Source organism: Trebonia kvetii (assembly GCF_007827045.1).
Taxonomy (GTDB): Bacteria; Actinomycetota; Actinomycetes; order Streptosporangiales; family Streptosporangiaceae; genus Trebonia; species Trebonia kvetii.
In genome coordinates this window covers 434,706-451,147 of the sequence record NZ_RPFW01000005.1, presented here as the reverse complement: position 1 = coordinate 451,147, position 16,442 = coordinate 434,706, and the positions used below count along the sequence as shown (strand labels likewise).

The 16,442-nt window shown below is 70.9% G+C and carries 16 protein-coding genes; 9 read left to right on the top strand and 7 right to left on the bottom strand.

All coding sequences use genetic code 11. The annotated features are described in order from the left end of the window. The first annotated feature begins 61 nt into the window (after positions 1-61). Positions 62-1,096 carry a thiolase C-terminal domain-containing protein gene (locus EAS64_RS27230; RefSeq protein WP_222849640.1) on the top strand — a complete coding sequence of 345 codons (1,035 nt, stop codon included), beginning with the start codon at positions 62-64 and terminating at the stop codon, positions 1,094-1,096. Between the two features lie 3 nt (positions 1,097-1,099). Beyond that, positions 1,100-1,606, top strand: a complete 507-nt coding sequence (locus tag EAS64_RS27225) for a Zn-ribbon domain-containing OB-fold protein (protein ID WP_145857539.1) — start codon at positions 1,100-1,102, stop codon at positions 1,604-1,606. Here EAS64_RS27225 and EAS64_RS27220 read toward each other — a convergent pair. The 5 genes from EAS64_RS27220 to EAS64_RS27200 all read right to left on the bottom strand — a co-directional run bounded on the left by EAS64_RS27220 (position 1,588) and on the right by EAS64_RS27200 (position 5,222). Beyond that, positions 1,588-2,244 carry a cysteine hydrolase family protein gene (locus EAS64_RS27220; RefSeq protein ID WP_187366212.1) on the bottom strand — a complete coding sequence of 219 codons (657 nt, stop codon included), beginning with the start codon at positions 2,242-2,244 and terminating at the stop codon, positions 1,588-1,590. The two genes, EAS64_RS27225 and EAS64_RS27220, sit on opposite strands and share 19 nt — an antisense overlap. Positions 2,245-2,273: 29 nt before the next feature. After that, positions 2,274-2,597, bottom strand: a complete 324-nt coding sequence (locus EAS64_RS46890) for an SDR family oxidoreductase (RefSeq protein ID WP_145857535.1) — start codon at positions 2,595-2,597, stop codon at positions 2,274-2,276. Further along, the gene (locus tag EAS64_RS46885) at positions 2,594-3,070 is read right to left on the bottom strand and encodes an SDR family oxidoreductase (RefSeq protein WP_145857533.1); all 477 of its coding nucleotides are present in this window, start codon (positions 3,068-3,070) and stop codon (positions 2,594-2,596) included. The genes EAS64_RS46890 and EAS64_RS46885 overlap by 4 nt, the downstream gene beginning before the upstream one ends. A 22-nt stretch (positions 3,071-3,092) precedes the next feature. Then, the gene (locus EAS64_RS27205) at positions 3,093-4,271 is read right to left on the bottom strand and encodes an acetyl-CoA C-acyltransferase (protein WP_145857531.1); all 1,179 of its coding nucleotides are present in this window, start codon (positions 4,269-4,271) and stop codon (positions 3,093-3,095) included. Positions 4,272-4,376: 105 nt separating this feature from the next. Continuing rightward, on the bottom strand, positions 4,377-5,222 hold the full coding sequence (locus EAS64_RS27200) for an enoyl-CoA hydratase/isomerase family protein (protein WP_145857529.1): 846 nt from the start codon (positions 5,220-5,222) through the stop codon (positions 4,377-4,379). Between the two features lie 112 nt (positions 5,223-5,334). Here EAS64_RS27200 and EAS64_RS27195 point away from each other — a divergent pair, with 112 nt between their 5' ends. Continuing rightward, positions 5,335-6,138, top strand: a complete 804-nt coding sequence (locus tag EAS64_RS27195; RefSeq protein ID WP_222849639.1) for an NAD(P)-dependent oxidoreductase — start codon at positions 5,335-5,337, stop codon at positions 6,136-6,138. Positions 6,139-6,437: 299 nt separating this feature from the next. Here EAS64_RS27195 and EAS64_RS27190 read toward each other — a convergent pair whose 3' ends face one another. Both EAS64_RS27190 and EAS64_RS27185 read right to left on the bottom strand, forming a co-directional pair. Beyond that, positions 6,438-7,244: a sugar phosphate isomerase/epimerase family protein gene (locus EAS64_RS27190; protein ID WP_145857527.1), complete on the bottom strand. Its 807-nt coding sequence runs from the start codon at positions 7,242-7,244 to the stop codon at positions 6,438-6,440. A gap of 74 nt (positions 7,245-7,318) precedes the next feature. Then, positions 7,319-8,374, bottom strand: a complete 1,056-nt coding sequence (locus EAS64_RS27185) for a phosphotransferase family protein (protein ID WP_222849638.1) — start codon at positions 8,372-8,374, stop codon at positions 7,319-7,321. A gap of 108 nt (positions 8,375-8,482) precedes the next feature. On the opposite strand from EAS64_RS27185, the gene EAS64_RS27180 reads away from it, so the two are divergent. The 6 genes from EAS64_RS27180 to EAS64_RS27155 all read left to right on the top strand — a co-directional run bounded on the left by EAS64_RS27180 (position 8,483) and on the right by EAS64_RS27155 (position 16,424). Further along, positions 8,483-9,784 carry an acyl-CoA dehydrogenase family protein gene (locus EAS64_RS27180; protein ID WP_145857525.1) on the top strand — a complete coding sequence of 434 codons (1,302 nt, stop codon included), beginning with the start codon at positions 8,483-8,485 and terminating at the stop codon, positions 9,782-9,784. Then, positions 9,781-10,545, top strand: coding sequence for an SDR family NAD(P)-dependent oxidoreductase (locus tag EAS64_RS27175; protein WP_187366211.1), 765 nt, complete (start codon positions 9,781-9,783; stop codon positions 10,543-10,545). Before EAS64_RS27180 ends, EAS64_RS27175 begins: the two co-directional genes overlap by 4 nt. A gap of 33 nt (positions 10,546-10,578) precedes the next feature. After that, complete coding sequence (locus tag EAS64_RS27170; protein ID WP_145857523.1) at positions 10,579-11,613, top strand: NAD(P)H-dependent amine dehydrogenase family protein; 1,035 nt, start codon at positions 10,579-10,581, stop codon at positions 11,611-11,613. A gap of 70 nt (positions 11,614-11,683) precedes the next feature. Next, positions 11,684-12,529 carry a mycofactocin-coupled SDR family oxidoreductase gene (locus tag EAS64_RS27165; RefSeq protein WP_145857521.1) on the top strand — a complete coding sequence of 282 codons (846 nt, stop codon included), beginning with the start codon at positions 11,684-11,686 and terminating at the stop codon, positions 12,527-12,529. Between the two features lie 47 nt (positions 12,530-12,576). Further along, a complete protein-coding gene (locus EAS64_RS27160; protein ID WP_145857519.1) occupies positions 12,577-14,091 on the top strand; it encodes an aldehyde dehydrogenase family protein in 1,515 nt (504 codons plus the stop codon). Between the two features lie 161 nt (positions 14,092-14,252). Beyond that, positions 14,253-16,424, top strand: a complete 2,172-nt coding sequence (locus EAS64_RS27155; RefSeq protein ID WP_187366210.1) for a sensor histidine kinase — start codon at positions 14,253-14,255, stop codon at positions 16,422-16,424. The last annotated feature ends 18 nt before the right edge of the window (positions 16,425-16,442 follow it).

The window sequence follows — 16,442 nt, the reverse complement described above, 5'->3', positions numbered from 1 at the left end:
TCGTATCACTAAATATATAATCATGCCCATTGGACGAAGAGCTCCCTTGGAGGTCACGGCAGTGCGCGAGGCAGCGGTGGCAGGCATCGGCCGGACCGAGTTCAGCAAGTGCTCAGGCCGCACGCCGCTCTCGATGGCGGCAGAGGCGGCGCGGGCGGCGCTTGCCGACGCGGGACTGCAGCCTTCTGACGTGGACGGGATCATCGACTTCAGCACCGGCGACTCGGCGTCCGGCCCGGACGTGGCCCGGGCGATCGGCGCGGTCGACCTGGGACTGGCGATGGACCTGCAGGGCGGCGGCAACCTCGCGGTCACCGTGGTCGGCCAGGCGTTCGCCGCCGTGCGATCGGGCACCTGCGACGTGGTGGTGGTGGTCCGCTCGCTCAACGGCCGGTCGGGCAGCCGCTACGGGCGCGGTGACAGGCCCGCCTTTGCGATGCGGAGCGAGATGCAGTTCGCCGCGCTGAACGGCTACGTCATCCCGCCGATGTGGATTGCCATGTTCGCGCAGCGCCACAAGCACGTGTACGGCACCACCGACGAGGACTTCGGGCAGATCGCGATCACCTTCAGGCGGCATGCCGCCGCCAACCCGCATGCGATGCAGCGCCAGCCCATCGGCATGGACGACTACCTGTCCGCCCGGTGGATCTGCGAGCCGTTCCGGCTCTACGACTGCTGCCTGGAGACCGACGGGGCGGTCGCGCTGGTCGTGACCAGCCTGGACCGGGCGAGGGACCTGCGGCACGTTCCGGTCCGGATGGCGGGCTTCGGCGAGGCCCACACGCACGGCGGCTCGTGGACGAATTTTCCCGACCTGTCCGAGATGTACTCGGCCTACGCGGCCAAGCGGCTGTGGTCGAGCACCGGGCTGCGGCCGTCCGACATCGATGTCGCCTGCATGTACGACTGCTTCACCGGCACCGTCATGGCGACCTTCGAGGACTTCGGGTTCTGCCCCAAGGGCCAGGTCGGGGCGTTCTTCGCCGAGGGGCGGGCAACTTACGGCGGCGACGTGGTGGTCAACCCGCATGGCGGGCTGCTGGGTAACGGCCGGGGCCGGCCCGGCAGGCGGGGCGCTCATCTACGAGGATGACCAGTGAGCGAGGCGCGGCCGGTGCTGATGAGGTCGGTGAACGAGGCGGGGCCAACAGGAACCAGTTCAATACGCGGGGAAGCGCGGGTGAGCGCGGACGGGCCGATGCCGCCCGCGCCGCCGGCCCCGCTGATCGACGCCGACAGCGCCGGGTTCTGGCAGGCGACCCGGGAGGGGCAGATCGCGCTGTGCCGGTGCACCGGGTGCGGCGCATGGCTGGCCCGGCCGCTTGAGCGCTGCAACCGCTGTGCCTCACCGACGACGTTCGCGCCGGTGGCGGGGTCCGGCGTGATCTACAGCTACATCGTCGTCCACCATCCCGCCGTCCCCGCCTTCGCGCACCTGGTCCCCTACGTCGTCGCCCTGGTCGAGTTCGACGAGGGGCCCCGGCTGCCCCGGCATACTGCTCGGCGAAAACGGGCCAGGCGTCGCCATCGGCCAGCGGGTGCGCGCGGAGTTGACCGCGTTCCCCGGCGCGGCCGAGCGCGCGGTCACGTACCGGCGGGCTGAGCCGAATGCGGCGGCTGGCTGACCGGCAGCGACGCGATGACCGACGCCGCGTCGGTGATGGTGGCCAGCAGCCGCAGGTGCTCGGTGATCTGCATGTGGTGGGTCTCCAGGGTGGCGCCCGCGGCGCAGTCCTCGGCAAGCACGACGTTGTAGCCGAGCCCGACCGCCTCGGTCGCCGCGCCGGGCAGCGCGATGTTGGTCGAGACACCGGCGAGCACCACCGTGTCGATGCCGTAGCCGCGCAGGGTGGCGTCCAGGTTGGTGCCGGTGAACGGCGCCATGCCGTGCGACCGGCGGCAGACGATATCGGACGGCTCGACGGCCAGGTCGTCGTGGATGGCGGCGTTGGCGGTGCCCTCGACCAGGTGCCCCTTGCGGCGGATGCCGGCCGCGAGGGCGCAGTTGACACGGAAGCCCTCGAAGTCGGCGCTGCGGGCGGCGATCGTGCAGAAGATCACCGGCGCGCCGACCGCACGGAACGCCGCCGTCAGGGCGTTGATCCTGGCGACGATGCCGCGCGCAGCCACCTGGCTGGTCAGCGGCGTTTCAATGTAGGCCAGGTTGGCGATGGCGTTCTGCATCTCGTTGACGACCAGCGCCGCCCGATTCCCTGGTTCAAGTCCGCGTACCGCCGGCATGACCCCTCCCATCTCGCTGATGCCTGCTGTCACAGGCCCTTGGTCCTGCCACCGTCCACGTCGATGACCGCGCCCTGCAGCCAGTCGCCGCCCGGCGAGAGCAGGAAGGCGACCACGCCGGCCACGTCCTCGGGCGTGCCGAGGCGGGTAACGTGGTCCCGCCGCACCATGCCGGCCACCGCCTCGTCGAGGGTGAGCCCGGCGGCTTCCGCCCGGGCGGTGAGCATGGCGACGGTGCGCGGGGTCAGCACCGCGCCCGGATTGACGGCGTTGACCCGGACGCCGTCGGTGATACCGCGGTCGGCGAAAACCTTGGTGAGCGCGAGCAATGCGGCGCTGAGCGGGCCGGTCATGGCGAACGCGTCGCGCGGCGTGCGCGCGCGCCGATGCCGCCGATGTTGACGACCGAGCCGCGGGCGGCGGCCAGGTGCGGCCAGGCGGCCCGCATCATGCGCAGCGCGCCGAACACCTTCACCTGGAACGCCTGGACCCACTCGTCGTCGGTGAACGAGTCCGCCGCACCCGTCCGGGTGGCGCTGGCGCAGTTGACCAGCGCGTCGATCCGCCCGCAGGCCGCCGCGACGGCAGCCACTGCCCGCTCCGCGTCGGCGGCCCTGGTGACGTCGCATCCGGCAGCGAACGCCGACGGCCCCGCCTCGGCGGCAGCCGCGTCCAGCTTGGCGGACGGGCGGGCGACCATGGCGACCCGGTACCGATCGGCCGCCAGCCGGCGGGCGATCGCCCGGCCGATGCCCTCGCTGGCCCCGGTGACGACGGCGACCGGGCCGTCCCCGGCGGTCCGGTCGCCTGGTGCGTCCGCGCTCACGCGACGGGGCGCGGTGGCACGGTCAGAGCCGCTCGATGATCGTGGCGTTGGCCATCCCGCCGCCCTCGCACATGGTCTGCAGGCCGTAGCGGCCGCCGGTGGCCTCGAGGTAGTTCAGCAGGGTGGCCATCAGCTTGGTGCCCGAGCCGCCGAGCGGGTGGCCAAGGGCGATCGCGCCGCCGCGCGGGTTGAGCTTGTCCTGGTCGGCGCCGAACCCCTGCGCCCAGGCCAGCGGCACCGGCGCGAACGCCTCGTTGACCTCGTAGGCGTCGATCGCGTCGATGGACAGTCCGCTGCGCTCAAGCACCTTCGCGGTGGCCGGGATGACGCCGGTCAGCATCAGCAGCGGGTCGCTGCCCGTCACGGCGAAGGCGTGGAACCTGGCCCGGGGCCGCAGGCCGAGCTCGGCCGCCTTCTCCTCGCTCATGATCAGCGCGGCGGAGGCGCCGTCGGTCAGCGGGGAGGAGCTGCCGGGGGTGACGTGCCAGCCGATCTCGGGGAAGCGCTCGGCGTAGGCCTCGGTGTAGTAGGCGGGCTTCAGCCCGGCAAGTCCCGCGGCGGTGGTGCTAGGCCGCACGGTCTCGTCCACCGTGTGGGTGCCGCCGTCGGGCAGCCGGACGCCGATGATCTCGTTGTCGAAGCCGCCGCTGGCGGCGGCCGCGGCGGCCCGCGCGTGGGACCTGGCCGAGTAGGCGTCGAGCGCCTCGCGGTCGAGCTTCCACCGCGCCGCGATGAGCTCGGCGCCGATTCCCTGGTTGGCCAGGCCCTCGGGGTAACGCTCCGCGAGCGGCTCGACCGGGTTGCGGCCCGCCCGCGACGATCCCATCGGAACCCGGCTCATCGACTCCACGCCGCAGGCGATGACGATGTCGTAGGCGCCGGCGATCACTCCCTGGGCGGCGAAGTGGGCCGCCTGCTGGCTGGACCCGCACTGCCTGTCGACGGAGGTGCCAGGGACGCTCTCCGGGAAGCCGGCGGCCAGCAGGGCGGTGCGCGCGATGTTCAGCGACTGCTCGCCGACCTGCCCCACGCAGCCCGCGATCACGTCGTCGACAAGCGCGGTGTCCAGGCCGTTCCGCTCGACCAGGGCAGTCAGCGTCTGCGCGAGCAGGGCGGCGGGGTGCACCCCGGACAGGGCGCCGCCTGGCTTGCCCTTGCCCGAGGGGGTACGGATGATGTCGACGATGACGGCTGTGGTCATGGCTCCTCGCGATCCACTCGCAGATTCACAGGTATTAGTAATCTAATTTATCTAGGTTAAGAACGCCAGCGGACCGGCGCGGGGGACGGGGCTGAGGCTGGCAGGTCAGGCGCGCGCGTCGCGCCGCAGCGCCTCGGGCACCCAGTTCGGCGAGCGCTTCTCGATGAAGGCGGCGAAGCCCTCCCTGGACTCGGGGCGCTGCAGGCTGTCGAAGAAGGCGATCCGGTCCTGCAAGCCGACGTACTGGTCGAGGACGCGCTTGATGTCCCTGCGGGCCTCGGGGGCGGTCTGGACGATCTGGATCAGCGCATCGGTGGCCGCGCCGGCCAGCTCGTCGTGCGGGACGACCCGGCTCACCAGGCCCCACTCCAGGGCCTCGGCGGCGGTCAGGCGGCGGCCGGTGAACATGAGGTCACGGGTGCGCACCGGGCCGATGAGGCGCACGAGCAGCTGCGCGTAGTAGGTGTCCGAGATGCCGCGCAGCAGCTCCGGCACCCGGAAGGTGGCGCGCTCGCTCACCACCGCGAGGTCGGAGCACATCGCGATGAGCAGGCCGCCACCCTGGCAGATCCCGTTGACGGCGGAGACGACCGGCTTGACGCTCTGCCGCAGCACGTCGAACGGCAGCACGTCAAACGCGCCGGGCGCCGCGTTGAAGTCCGCCCACTTGTCGACAGCCTGCTTGCCGAGGTCGCCGCCGGGGATGAACACGTCGCCGGTGCCGGTGATCAGCAGTCCCGCCAGGTCCGGGTCGGCGTCCACCCGGCGCACCGCGTAGCGGATGCCGAAGTACATCGCCTGGGTCAGCGCGTTCCTGGCCTCCGGGCGGTCGACGGTGAGGTGCGCGAACGGCGGGCGGCGCTCGAACCTCAGGTAGGGAGTGCCCAGCCAGTCGCCCTCGGGCGGGCGCGGCGCCCCGGAGGGCGCGGAACCGTTGGCAGCGTCAGACATGAGACCTCCAGCGCGTCTGCGTGCCGGCGGCACGACGAGCCTGCTTGTACAAAATCGTATAACTAAATAATCTACTATGGTCTGATCGGCGAGCTGGTATCGGGAGGCAGCGGTGGGTTCCATGCGGGTCGGGTTCGTCGGGGCGGGACGGATGGGCTTTCCGATGGTCGAGCGGCTCGCCGCCGCCGGGCATGACCTGGTGGTGTACGCCCGCAGGTCCGAGGCAGCGGCCGCCCTGGCCGGGCTCGGCGTCCGGCACACGGCCGAACTGGCCGAGGTGGCCGCCGGCGCCGACGTGCTGCTGCTTTGCGTGTTCAACGACGAGCAGCTGAACGAGATCGCCGAGCCGCTCGCCGCCGCGCTCCCGGACGGCGCCGTGTTCGCGTCCCACGTGACCGGCCGGGAGTCGGTGCTGCGATCGCTTGCCGCCCGGTTCCCCGGCATCGCGGTTGTGGACGCGCCGGTGAGCGGCGGACCCGACGAGATCAGGGCGGGCAGGCTGACCATCCTGCTCGGCGGCGACCCGGCTGCCAGGGCGCGGGCGGCCGACGCCGTACGCGCGTACGGCGACCCCCTGATCGAAACCGGCGAGCTGGGCACCGCCCTCGCGGTCAAGCTGGTCAACAACTTCCTGTTCGCCGCCAACACGCAGCTGGCGGCGGAGGCGGTCAGGCTCGGCGAGGCGCTCGGCGTTGCGCCAGATCAGCTGCTTGGCGCGCTTAAGCACATGAGCGGCGGCAGCCAGGCGAGCCGCCGCGCCGCCGAGGGTGGCGGTGACATGGCGGCCTTCGCCACCAGGATCGGCCCGTTCATGAAAAAGGACGTGGCGGCCTGCCTGGAGCAGGCGGCCGAGCGCGGTGTCGACCCTGGGCTGCTGATCGACGTGGTGCGCCGGGGCCAGCTGGCGCTCGTCTAGCGGTAACGACAGAATCCGCCAGCACAGCCGCCGGTCCGCTCGCTGCTGCCGGCACCCGTCGCCGGGCGACCTAGCTGCGTTCGCCTTTATGCGTGTTACCAAGCTTGATCCAGCGCATGGCGCGCGGCTCTTTAAGTGCGACTGCAGCGGCCGGAAGAGCGGGCTTCGGTCGGCGAGGTTCACGAACGCCAACCGACGGCGGCCTTCTGGGCCACCCCGGAAGATGGCTGCGGACCCAGTGCACTGCGGCGGCCAAACCAGGCATGTTCGCACGCCGGCGTTGTTGCGTCATATCTCGATTATGCACCCAGTTCTTCGAGCAGCTTGTCCAGCCAGTTCGCGGACTGCGCGGCGGCCGCGTGGTGGCCGATGGCGTCGATGGCGGGCCCGTTGAGCTCGAGGTCGAAGACTCCCGAGTACCCGGCGTCGAGCAGCCACTGGACAACCGCGGCGAGCGGCACGTCGCCGGCGCCGGGAACGGTACGGCAGGGCAGCGACCGCGATCCCCGCGTCATGTCGCTGACCTGCACGTGCGCGATCAGGCTGGCGTGCTCGCCGATCTCCTCGCGCAGCCCGGCCTCGGTCCAGACGTGGAACGCGTCCAGGCAGATCCCCATCCCGGCCCTGGGGGCGACAAGCAGCGCGTCGTGGAACGTGTGGATGAACGTTAGGTCGGAGTACAGCCAGCTGGTCGGCTCGATGGCGAGGGTCACACCGCGGGCGGCCGCGTAGCCGGCAAGGTCGCCGATCGCGTTCACATAGGCGTCGGCGCAGGCGTCCCAGCGGGCCGAGGTTCGTGGCCCGGTCAGCCCGTACATCGTCGCGGCCCCCACCGCCGCCGCCAGGTCGATGTCCTTCTCCACGAGCTGCCGCGACTCGGCCGAGGCCGCCACCGAGGACAGGTTGATGGCGAGCGTGCCGGTCGTGGTGACGATCTTCACCCCGTGCCGGCGGGCCGCCGCGGCTACCACCTCCGCCCCGGCCGCGCGGACCTTGGCCCCGGTGAGCGACGCGCTGGCGACGCCGAGGCCGGCGATGGCCTCGATCGCCTCGGGAGCAGGCAACTCGGGAAAGCAGAGTCCGCTGACCGATACCTTCTGATGCACTGAACTAGTCCCTTTCCGTGCCGGATTCGGCCGAACCCGTTCGGGATGATCCCTTCAGTCGCCCGGCGCGGCCGTCAGCCGCTCACGATGCGGATGGCCTCCTGGACGAGGCGGGGCAGTTCCGGCTGCATCCGCGCCATCGATTCCTTTACCGGCCGGCCGAGCTTCAGCGCGCGCTTGAGCAGCAGGCCGGTGGTGGCGGCCTCCTTATAGCGGGTGAGCGCGTCGAACCAGCCGAGCTCTGGCACCGGCCGGCCGATCGCGTCCTCGTAGGCCCGGACGACCTCGCGGCCGGCCGGGGTGCCCGCGACCGTCCCCGGCGCGACGGCGGGATGCCCGGCATCGTCGGTGAAGTAGGTCAGCCAGGACAGGTCGACGCGCGGGTCGCCCACCGACCAGATCTCCCAGTCGATGACCGCGTTGACCCGGTCGCCCTCGCACAGGGTGTTCCCGAGCCGGAAGTCGCCGTGGTTGAACGCGGGCGGCAGCGGCGCGGGCATGGTCGCCCGCAGCGCCTTCGCGGCCCGCTCGTAGTCGCCCGCCATCTCCGGCGGCAGGGTGGTGAACGCGCGGGTCCACCGGTCCACCTCGTCGGCGAGCCCGACGACGGGCTCATCGCCAAGCCCCACCTCGGCCGGGACGAGCGCGTGCAACTGCGCGAGCACCCGCACGGCGTCGAAGAACCGGGCCCTTACCTGGACGGGAGCGGGCCGCTCGGCGTCATCGCACAGCACCGGCTCCACGCACTCCCCCGCGACCAGGTTCATCGCCATGAACGGCGGAACCTCCGGCGGCTCGCCAGGATCGGAGAAGAGCACGTCAGGTGCCAGCGGCCGCGGGGTGCCCTGGATCGTCTGCTGCAGCCGCGCCTGGCGCAGCACGTCACGGTTGCGGAGCGGGGCGAGCCCGGGCGGAGCGACCTTGAGGACCACCGGGGTCTCCACTGCGGCCACGCCGGCCAGGTCGACAATGAAGGTAAGGCTGGAGGTGCCGCCGGTCAGCGGTGACACGCCGCGTACCCGCGCGCCGGGACGCCAGTCGGTTACCCGCTGCCCAACCCGGTCATGCAGCTGACCCAGCATTATCTCGTCGGCCTGGCTGGCGGCCATTGCGTTCTCCCCCTCGTCCATGAAACAACTATCTTCTAGTATTTAGTAATACGATTCTCGTCTGAGGACCGACGATACCCGGCCACCGCGGATCCCGCCAGGCCGGGGGCGACACGGCAGGAGCAGTGCATGTGGGATTTCTGCACCGAACCCGAGTTCCAGGAGAAGCTGGACTGGATGGCCGCCTTCGTACGGGACGAGTGCGAGCCACTTGACTTGCTCTTCCCGCGCCCGGGTGACCCGTACGACGTGCAGAACAAGGCATCGAGGGCGATCTTGGCGCCGCTGCGCGAGAAGGTGAAGGAGCAGGGCCTGTGGGCCTGCCACCTCGGGCCCGAGCTGGGCGGCCAGGGCTTCGGTCAGCTCAAGCTGGCGCTGATGAACGAGATCCTCGGCCGCTCGCAGTGGGCGCCGACCGTCTTCGGCACCGCCGCCCCCGACACGGGCAACGCCGAGATCCTCGCGTTGTACGGCACCGAGGCACAGAAGGCGCGTTACCTCCAGCCGCTGCTTGAGGGAAACATCGTGTCCACCTTCTCCATGACCGAGCCACAAGGGGGTTCCGACCCCAAGGAGTTCGTGTGCAAGGCCACCAGGGACGGTGACGAGTGGGTGATCGACGGCGAGAAATGGTTCTCCAGCCACGCCCGCTACGCCTCGTTCTTCATCGTCATGGTGGTCACGGACCCCGACGCGAAGCCATACGAGCGGATGTCGATGCTCATCGTGCCGGCCGAGACACCGGGGATCGAGATCATCCGCAACGTCGCGACAATGAACGAGCGCGACGACCTGGACGAGGGCACAGAAGGCTACATCCGCTACAACCAGGTCCGCGTGCCGCTCGACGCCATGCTCGGCGCACCCGGCGAGGGCTTCAAGGTCGCCCAGGCGCGGCTGGGCGGCGGCCGGGTACACCACGCCATGCGGGTTGTCGGCAAGTGCCAGCGGGCCTTCGACATGATGTGCGAGCGCGCGCTGTCGCGCCGGACGCAGGGCAAGCTGCTGTCCGAGCACCAGTTCGTCCAGGGCTTCATCGCCGACTCGGCCATCCAGCTGCAGCAGTTCCGGCTGCTTGTGCTGCAGACGGCGTGGATCATCGACAACCAGCCGCACGGTGCCGCCCGCACCCACATCGCGATGTGCAAGGTGGCGCTGGCCGCGGTGCTGCACGATGTCCTGCAGCGGGCGGTGCAGCTGCACGGGTCGCTCGGCACCACCCAGGAGACTCCGCTCGGCCCCTGGTGGGCCTATGCGCCGCAGCTCGCGCTGGCCGACGGGCCGACCGAGGTGCACAAGGCGGCCGTCGCCAAGGGCATGCTGCGCGGCTATGACCCGGCCCCGGGCCTGTTCCCCACCGAACACATCCCCACCCGGCGGGCCGCGGCACGTGCGCGGTACGCGGCACTCCTCGAGGAGCACGGGCTGTGAGCGACGCCCCTGCCGGGCCTGCGGCGCTGTTCGACCTGACCGGGAAGGTCGCCCTGGTCACCGGCGGGAGCCGCGGGCTTGGCCGGGAGATGGTGCTGGCCTTCGCCGCCGCGGGCGCCGACGTGGTCATCGCCAGCCGCAAGCTTGACAGCTGCCAGGCACTGGCCAAGGAGATCGAGGCGAACGGGCGGCGGGCGCTGCCTGTCGCCTGCCACGTGGGGCACTGGAACGAGTGCGACGAGCTCGCCGAGCGCGCCTACGAGCACTTCGGCAAGGTCGACATCCTGGTCAACAACGCCGGCATGTCACCGCTCGCGCCGTCGTCGGCGGAGACGTCGGAGGAGCTGTTCGACAAGGTGATCGGGGTCAACTTCAAGGGCCCGTTCCGGCTAACCGCGCTGATCGGCCAGCGGATGTACGACGGGGACGGGGGCTCCGTCATCAACATCTCGTCGAGCGGCGCCCTGTTCCCGGCCCCCCGGTTCGGGCCCTACGCGGGCGCCAAGGCCGCGCTTAACGCGCTCACCACGGTCTTCGCCAGGGAGTTCGCGCCCCGGGTGCGGGTGAACACCATCTCGGCCGGGCCGTTCCTCACCGACATCTCCAAGCACTGGCCGGAGCCTAGCAAGCGGACCTGGCACAACGCGGCCGGACGCGCGGGCGAGCCCGCGGAGATTGTGACCACGGCACTGTACCTGGCGTCGGGCGCGTCGAGCTTCACCACCGGCTCGCTGATCCGGGTGGACGGCGGCCTGTACTGAACTGATCGTTTCACCCCCCGAGAGGAACACATCATGACCGGACTTCGCGTCGTGCAATGGGCGACGGGCAACATCGGCAGCCGCTCGCTCCGCCAGGTCATCGAGCACCCCGCGCTCACCCTGGCGGGCGTCTACGTCACCTCGCCCGCCAAGGCCGGCCGGGACGCTGGCGACCTGTGCGGCCTGCCGCCGACCGGGGTCACCGCCACCAATGACATCGCGGAGATCCTCGCGCTCGGCGCGGACTGCGTGCTGTACATGCCCGCCGTCTGCGACCTCGACCAGGTGTGCGCCATCCTGGCCGACGGCACCAACATCGTGACCACGCGGGGAGAGTTCCACCACCCGGGCAGCATGCCGCCGGCCGACAGGGAACGCGTCGAGCGGGCGTGCGCCGAGGGCGGCACCTCGATTCACAGCACCGGCTCGAGCCCGGGCTTCATCAGCGAGGCGGTCCCGCTGGTCCTGGCGTCGATCCAGCGCCGGCTCGACGGCATGGCGATCAACGAGTACGCCGACCTGGCCAGCCGGAACTCGCCGGAGATGCTGTTCGACCTGATGGGTTTCGGCCACTCGGTGGCGGAATTCCCGCCGGAGCGTTTCGCCTTCGGCGCCTATTCGTTCGGCCCGTCGATGCGCCTGGTCGCCGAGGCGGTCGGGCTGCCGCTCGACTCGGTCACCGCGACCGGGGAGGTGACGGTCACGCCGGAGAAGCTCACCATCGCGGCCGGCACCCTGGAGGCGGGCACGGTGGCCGGCCAGCGGACGATCGTCACCGGGACGCATGCCGGCCGTCCGCTGATGACGTTCACCGCGACCTGGTACTGCACGGAACACCTGGAGCCGGCCTGGACGGTGCCCGGCTGGGACGGCTGGAAGGTGCACGTCGACGGTGATGCCCCAGTCGACGTCGACATCCGCTTCGATATCCCCGTCGAGCGGATGGGCGAGATGACACCTGGCTACACGGCCAACCGCCCGGTGAACGCGATTCCCTACGTGTGCGCCGCCGCGCCCGGTATCCGCACCACCGTCGACCTGCCGCAGATCATCCCGGTGCTGGCCTGACCGGCCAGCCCTGACCGGCCAGCACGGCCTTCATCGTTCGCCGTATCCAAGAAGAGAGATAGAGACGGAAATGACCGGAAGAGTCCAGGGCAAGGTCGCCCTCATCACCGGCGGCGGCCGCGGGCAGGGACGCAGCCACGCGCTCAAGCTGGCGGCCGAAGGCGCCGACATCGTGGCATTCGATCTCTGTCACGACCTGAAGTCGGTCGCCTACGAGCTCGCCACCCCGGACGATCTCAACCAGACGGTGGCCGAGGTGGAGGCGCTCGACCGGCGGGCGCTCGGCATCCAGGGCGACGTGCGCGACCTGAGCGCGCTCACCGAGGCGGTCAGCAGGACCATCGACACGTTCGGCAGGCTGGACATCGTCTGCGCCAACGCGGGCATCGCCAGCTTCACACCCGGCCTCGGCATGGAAGGCTGGGCCGAGGTCGCCGGCACCAACCTGGTCGGTGTGATGAATACCCTGCACGCGACGCTTCCGGCGATGAGCGCGGGCGGCTCGGCCATCGTCACCGGGTCGTTCGCCGCGATGATCAAGGGCGGTGTCGGCGGAGAGCCGGGCGGGCTCGCCTACAGCTACGCCAAGCGGCAGCTCGTCGACTATGTCAAGTGGGTGGCGGCCGCGGCAGCGCTGCAGGGCATCCGGGTCAACGGAATTCATCCGACCAACTGCAACACCCGTCTGCTGCACAACGACGGCGTCTACGCCCGGTTCCGGCCCGACCTGGAGAACCCGACTCGCGACGACGTCCTGCCGGCCTTCGCCACCCTGCAGCTGATGCCCAACGTGCCGTACATCGAGCCGGAGGACATCAGCAACGCCGTGGTGTTCCTCGCCTCGGACGAGGCCCGCTACATCACCGGGGAGTTTATCAGCGTCGATGCCGGCGCCCACCTGAAGCTACTTGAGTAGCAGGCGCCGGCTGTCTCGTCCTTGCACCAACGCGAAGGAGTGCACCAGTGACTAGCATCGCGACCGATGGCGGAACCGGCGTGCTGGCCGGCGAGCAGCGGATGCTCATCGACGGCGAGCTGACCGGCGCCTGCGGCGGGGTGACGTTCGACGTGATCAACCCGGCCACCGAAGAGGTGGCCGGGGTCGCCGCGGACGGACGGCCCGCCGACTTCGACCGGGCGGTCGCGGCCGCGCGCCGCGCGTTCGACGCCAACGCCGGGAACTGGCGCGATGTCGTGGAGTTCCGCGCGCACTGCGTCACCCAGCTCCGCGACGGCCTGGTTCGCACGCAGGAGCGGCTGCGGCGCATCCTGGTCACCGAGATCGGCACGCCGATCGCGATGACCTACGGCATTCAGCTCGCCTTCCCCATCGAGGAGGCCGGCTTCTGGCCTGACCAGGCGCGCAGCTTCGCGTTTCTGCGCGATGCGGGCATCCATTCCGGCCTTGGCCGCAGCTTCCGGCAGAAGCTGCAGTACATCCCGGTCGGCGTGGTCGCCGCCATAACCCCGTGGAACGCGCCGCTCTACCTCAACGTCACCGAGAGCGTTCCCGCGCTGCTCGCGGGCAACGCGGTGATACTCAAGCCGGCCCAGCTCACCCCGTGGGCCGGGCTCGAGCTCGGCAGGATCGTGGCGGAGGAGACCGACATCCCGCCCGGCATCTTCCAGGTCGTCGTGTCCAACGACAACGACGTGGCCGCCATGCTGACGGCCGATCCGCGGGTGGACATGGTCACCTTCACCGGCTCCACCGCGGTGGGCCGCAAGATCCTCGCGGCGACCGCGCCGACGGTGAAGAAGACCATCATGGAGCTGGGCGGCAAGTCAACGCACATCGTGCTCGACGATGCCGACCTGGCCGCGGTGCTCCCGTCGGCGGCCGGCGGCGTGTGCACGATGTCGGGGCAGGGCTGCACCAACGCCACCCGGATCCTGCTGCCGCGGGCCATGCTGGCCGAGGGGCTCGCGATTCTGAAGGCGAGCATCGAGCGGTTCCCGTACGGCGACCCCTGGGACATGGGGAACTACTCGGGTCCGGCCATCAGCGACGTCCAGCGGGCCAAGGTACTCGGCATGATCGAGGACGCCGTGGCGGCCGGCGCGACGCTGCTCGCCGGGGGCGGCAAGCCGGCCCACCTGCCTGCCGGGTACTACATCGAGCCGACGCTGCTGTCCGACGTGGACCCGCGCTCCGTCATCGGCCAGGAGGAAACCTTCGGGCCGGTCGTCACGGTGACACCGTACGACACGGAGGACGAGGCGGTCGCGATCGCCAACGACACCGTCTACGGCCTGGCCGGCCAGGTGTCGAGCGGCGACGACGACCACGCGCTCGCGGTCGCGCTGCGGATCCGCACCGGCACCGTCGGCGCCAACGTGGCCAGCACCTTCAGCATGACGAGCCCGCTCGGCGGCGTCGGACAAAGCGGGCTCGGCCGCCGGTACGGCGAGCACGGCTTCGAGGAGTACCTGGAGGTCAAGGCGATCGGCCTGCCCGTGCCTTCGCCTTCCGCCTAATGCCTCGGCCGTCCTCATCCCGTGGGCGTTCCATTAGCATTTCGGGCAAGGTGGCGGTGGCCAGGCACGTTTACCTGGGGTTAACCTTCTGGGATGACTGTGTTTGGCTGCGGCGGAAGGCTGGGGGTAGGGCATCCGGGGCTGCTGCCCGGGCGGCATTGATGGATGCCCGGGCAGACGACCGGATCGCCGAGGAACTGACCGCGCTGCGGCGGCTGGCGACGCTGGCCGCCGCAGGCACGGAGCCGCAGGAGGTGTTCGCCGCCGTCGCCGCCGAGGCAGGGCAGCTGCTTGACGCTGACCTGGCGGGCGTCGGCCGCTACGACCAGGGCGGAGCGACGACCTACCTCGCGCGGTGGAGCGCGGCTCGCCAGGACCTCGGAGAGGATGCGCGTCCGCGCCAATCCGGTCCCAACGTGAGCACGCTCGTCATGGAGACCGGCCAGCCGGCCCGCATCGATGAATTCTCCCAGGCTTCCGGTCACACCGCTGAAGTCATCCGCACATTCGGCATCCGCTCCACTGTGGGGGCGCCAATCAGGGTCGAGGGCCGACTGTGGGGTGTGCTGTCCGTCGCGTCCACGAGCGAGGAGCGGCTGCCGGCGGACACCGAGGCGCGGCTAGCCGCCTTCACCGAACTGGCCGCTACCGCGATCGCCGGCGCGCAGGCCCGGATGGATCTGCGCGGCTATGCCGAGGAACAGGCCGCGCTGCGCCGGGTCGCCACGCTGGTCGCCACCGGCACGGCTCCGGAGGACGTCTACGCCGCCGTCGCCGCCGAAGCCGGGCGACTGCTAGGCGCCGACCTCACCGCTGTGGCCCGCTACGAGCCTGGTGAGATGCTGACCGTGCTCGGCGCCTGGAAGAGCGCTGGCACGATCCTGCCATTTACCGTGGGCACCCGGACAGCCCTCGGCGGGCGGAACCTGTCCACGCTGGTCTTCCGGACCGGCGGGCCGATCCGGATCGACGACTACAGCGGCGCCACAGGCGCGGCCGCCGCCATCGGGCGCGACTGGGGGTACCGGGCGGCTGTCGGCGTGCCGATCAGCGTCGAGGGAAAGCTCTGGGGCGTCATGACCGCCGTGTCTACCCGCGAGGAACGGCTGCGAGCGGACGCCGAGGCGCGGCTGGCGGGATTCGCGGAGCTGGCCGGCACCGCGATCGCAAACGCCCAGGCCCGCGTGGACCTGCGCGGCTACGCCGACGAACAGGCCGCGCTGCGCCGAGTCGCGACGCTGGTCGCCAGGGGCTCGGCACCTGACGAGGTGTTCGCCGCCGTCGCCGAGGAGATCGGGCGGGTGCTCGGCGCGGATTTCACGGGCATGAGCCGGTATGACGCGGATGGCATGGCAACGGCCATGGGCATGTGGACGAGCACGGACACTCCCTGGCCGATGGCGATCGGCGACCGGGTGGAACTCGGCGGGAAAAACGTGAGCACGATCGTGGGCCAGACGGGCCAGCCCGCTCGGGTCGAGGACTATCGCAGCTCGTCGGGCGCCTTCGCCATGGCAGGCCGCGGCTGGGGCTTCGGTTCGGCCGTCGGGGTGCCGATCAGGGTCGAGGACCGCCTGTGGGGCGTCGTCACCGTGGCCTACGCGCGGATGGCCGCCCTGCCGCCGGACATTGAGGCGCGGCTGGCAGGCTTCACCGAACTTGTCGGCACCGCGATCGCGAACGCCGAGGCGCAGGCCGCGCTCGCAGCCTCCCGCACCCGCATCGTCGCCGCCGCCGACGAAGCCAGACGGCGCATCGAACGCGACCTGCACGACGGCGCACAGCAGCGCCTGGTAACCCTGGCCCTGCGGCTGCGAGAGGCCAAGGCGACGGCGCCCTCAGGCACCGAAGCCCTGATCAGCCGGCTGGATGAGATGGTAGACGGGCTGGAGGCCGCACTGGAGGAGCTGCGCGAGATCGCCCGTGGCATCCACCCGGCCGTACTTGCCAATGGCGGGCTGCGCCCGGCCCTTCGCGCACTGGCCCGACGCTCCCCCGTTCCGGTCGACCTGCGGGTGCAGGTCAAGGGCCGGCTGCCAGACCCGGTCGAAATCGCCGCGTACTACGTCGTGTCCGAGGCGCTGACCAACACCGCCAGGCACGCCTGTGCAACCGACGTTTGCGTAGAGGTGGCCGTCGGCGAGACGACGCTGCGGATCAGCGTCCGCGATGACGGGCGCGGCGGCGCGGACGTAGGCGGCGGCTCGGGCCTGACCGGACTCAAAGACCGGGTCGAGGCGCTTAGCGGCCGGACCACGCTGCACAGTCCGTCGGGCGCGGGCACAGCCCTTGAGGTCCATATCCCGTTGCGGCCAGCGGGGCATACCGGCTAGCAGGAACGCTTGGGACGA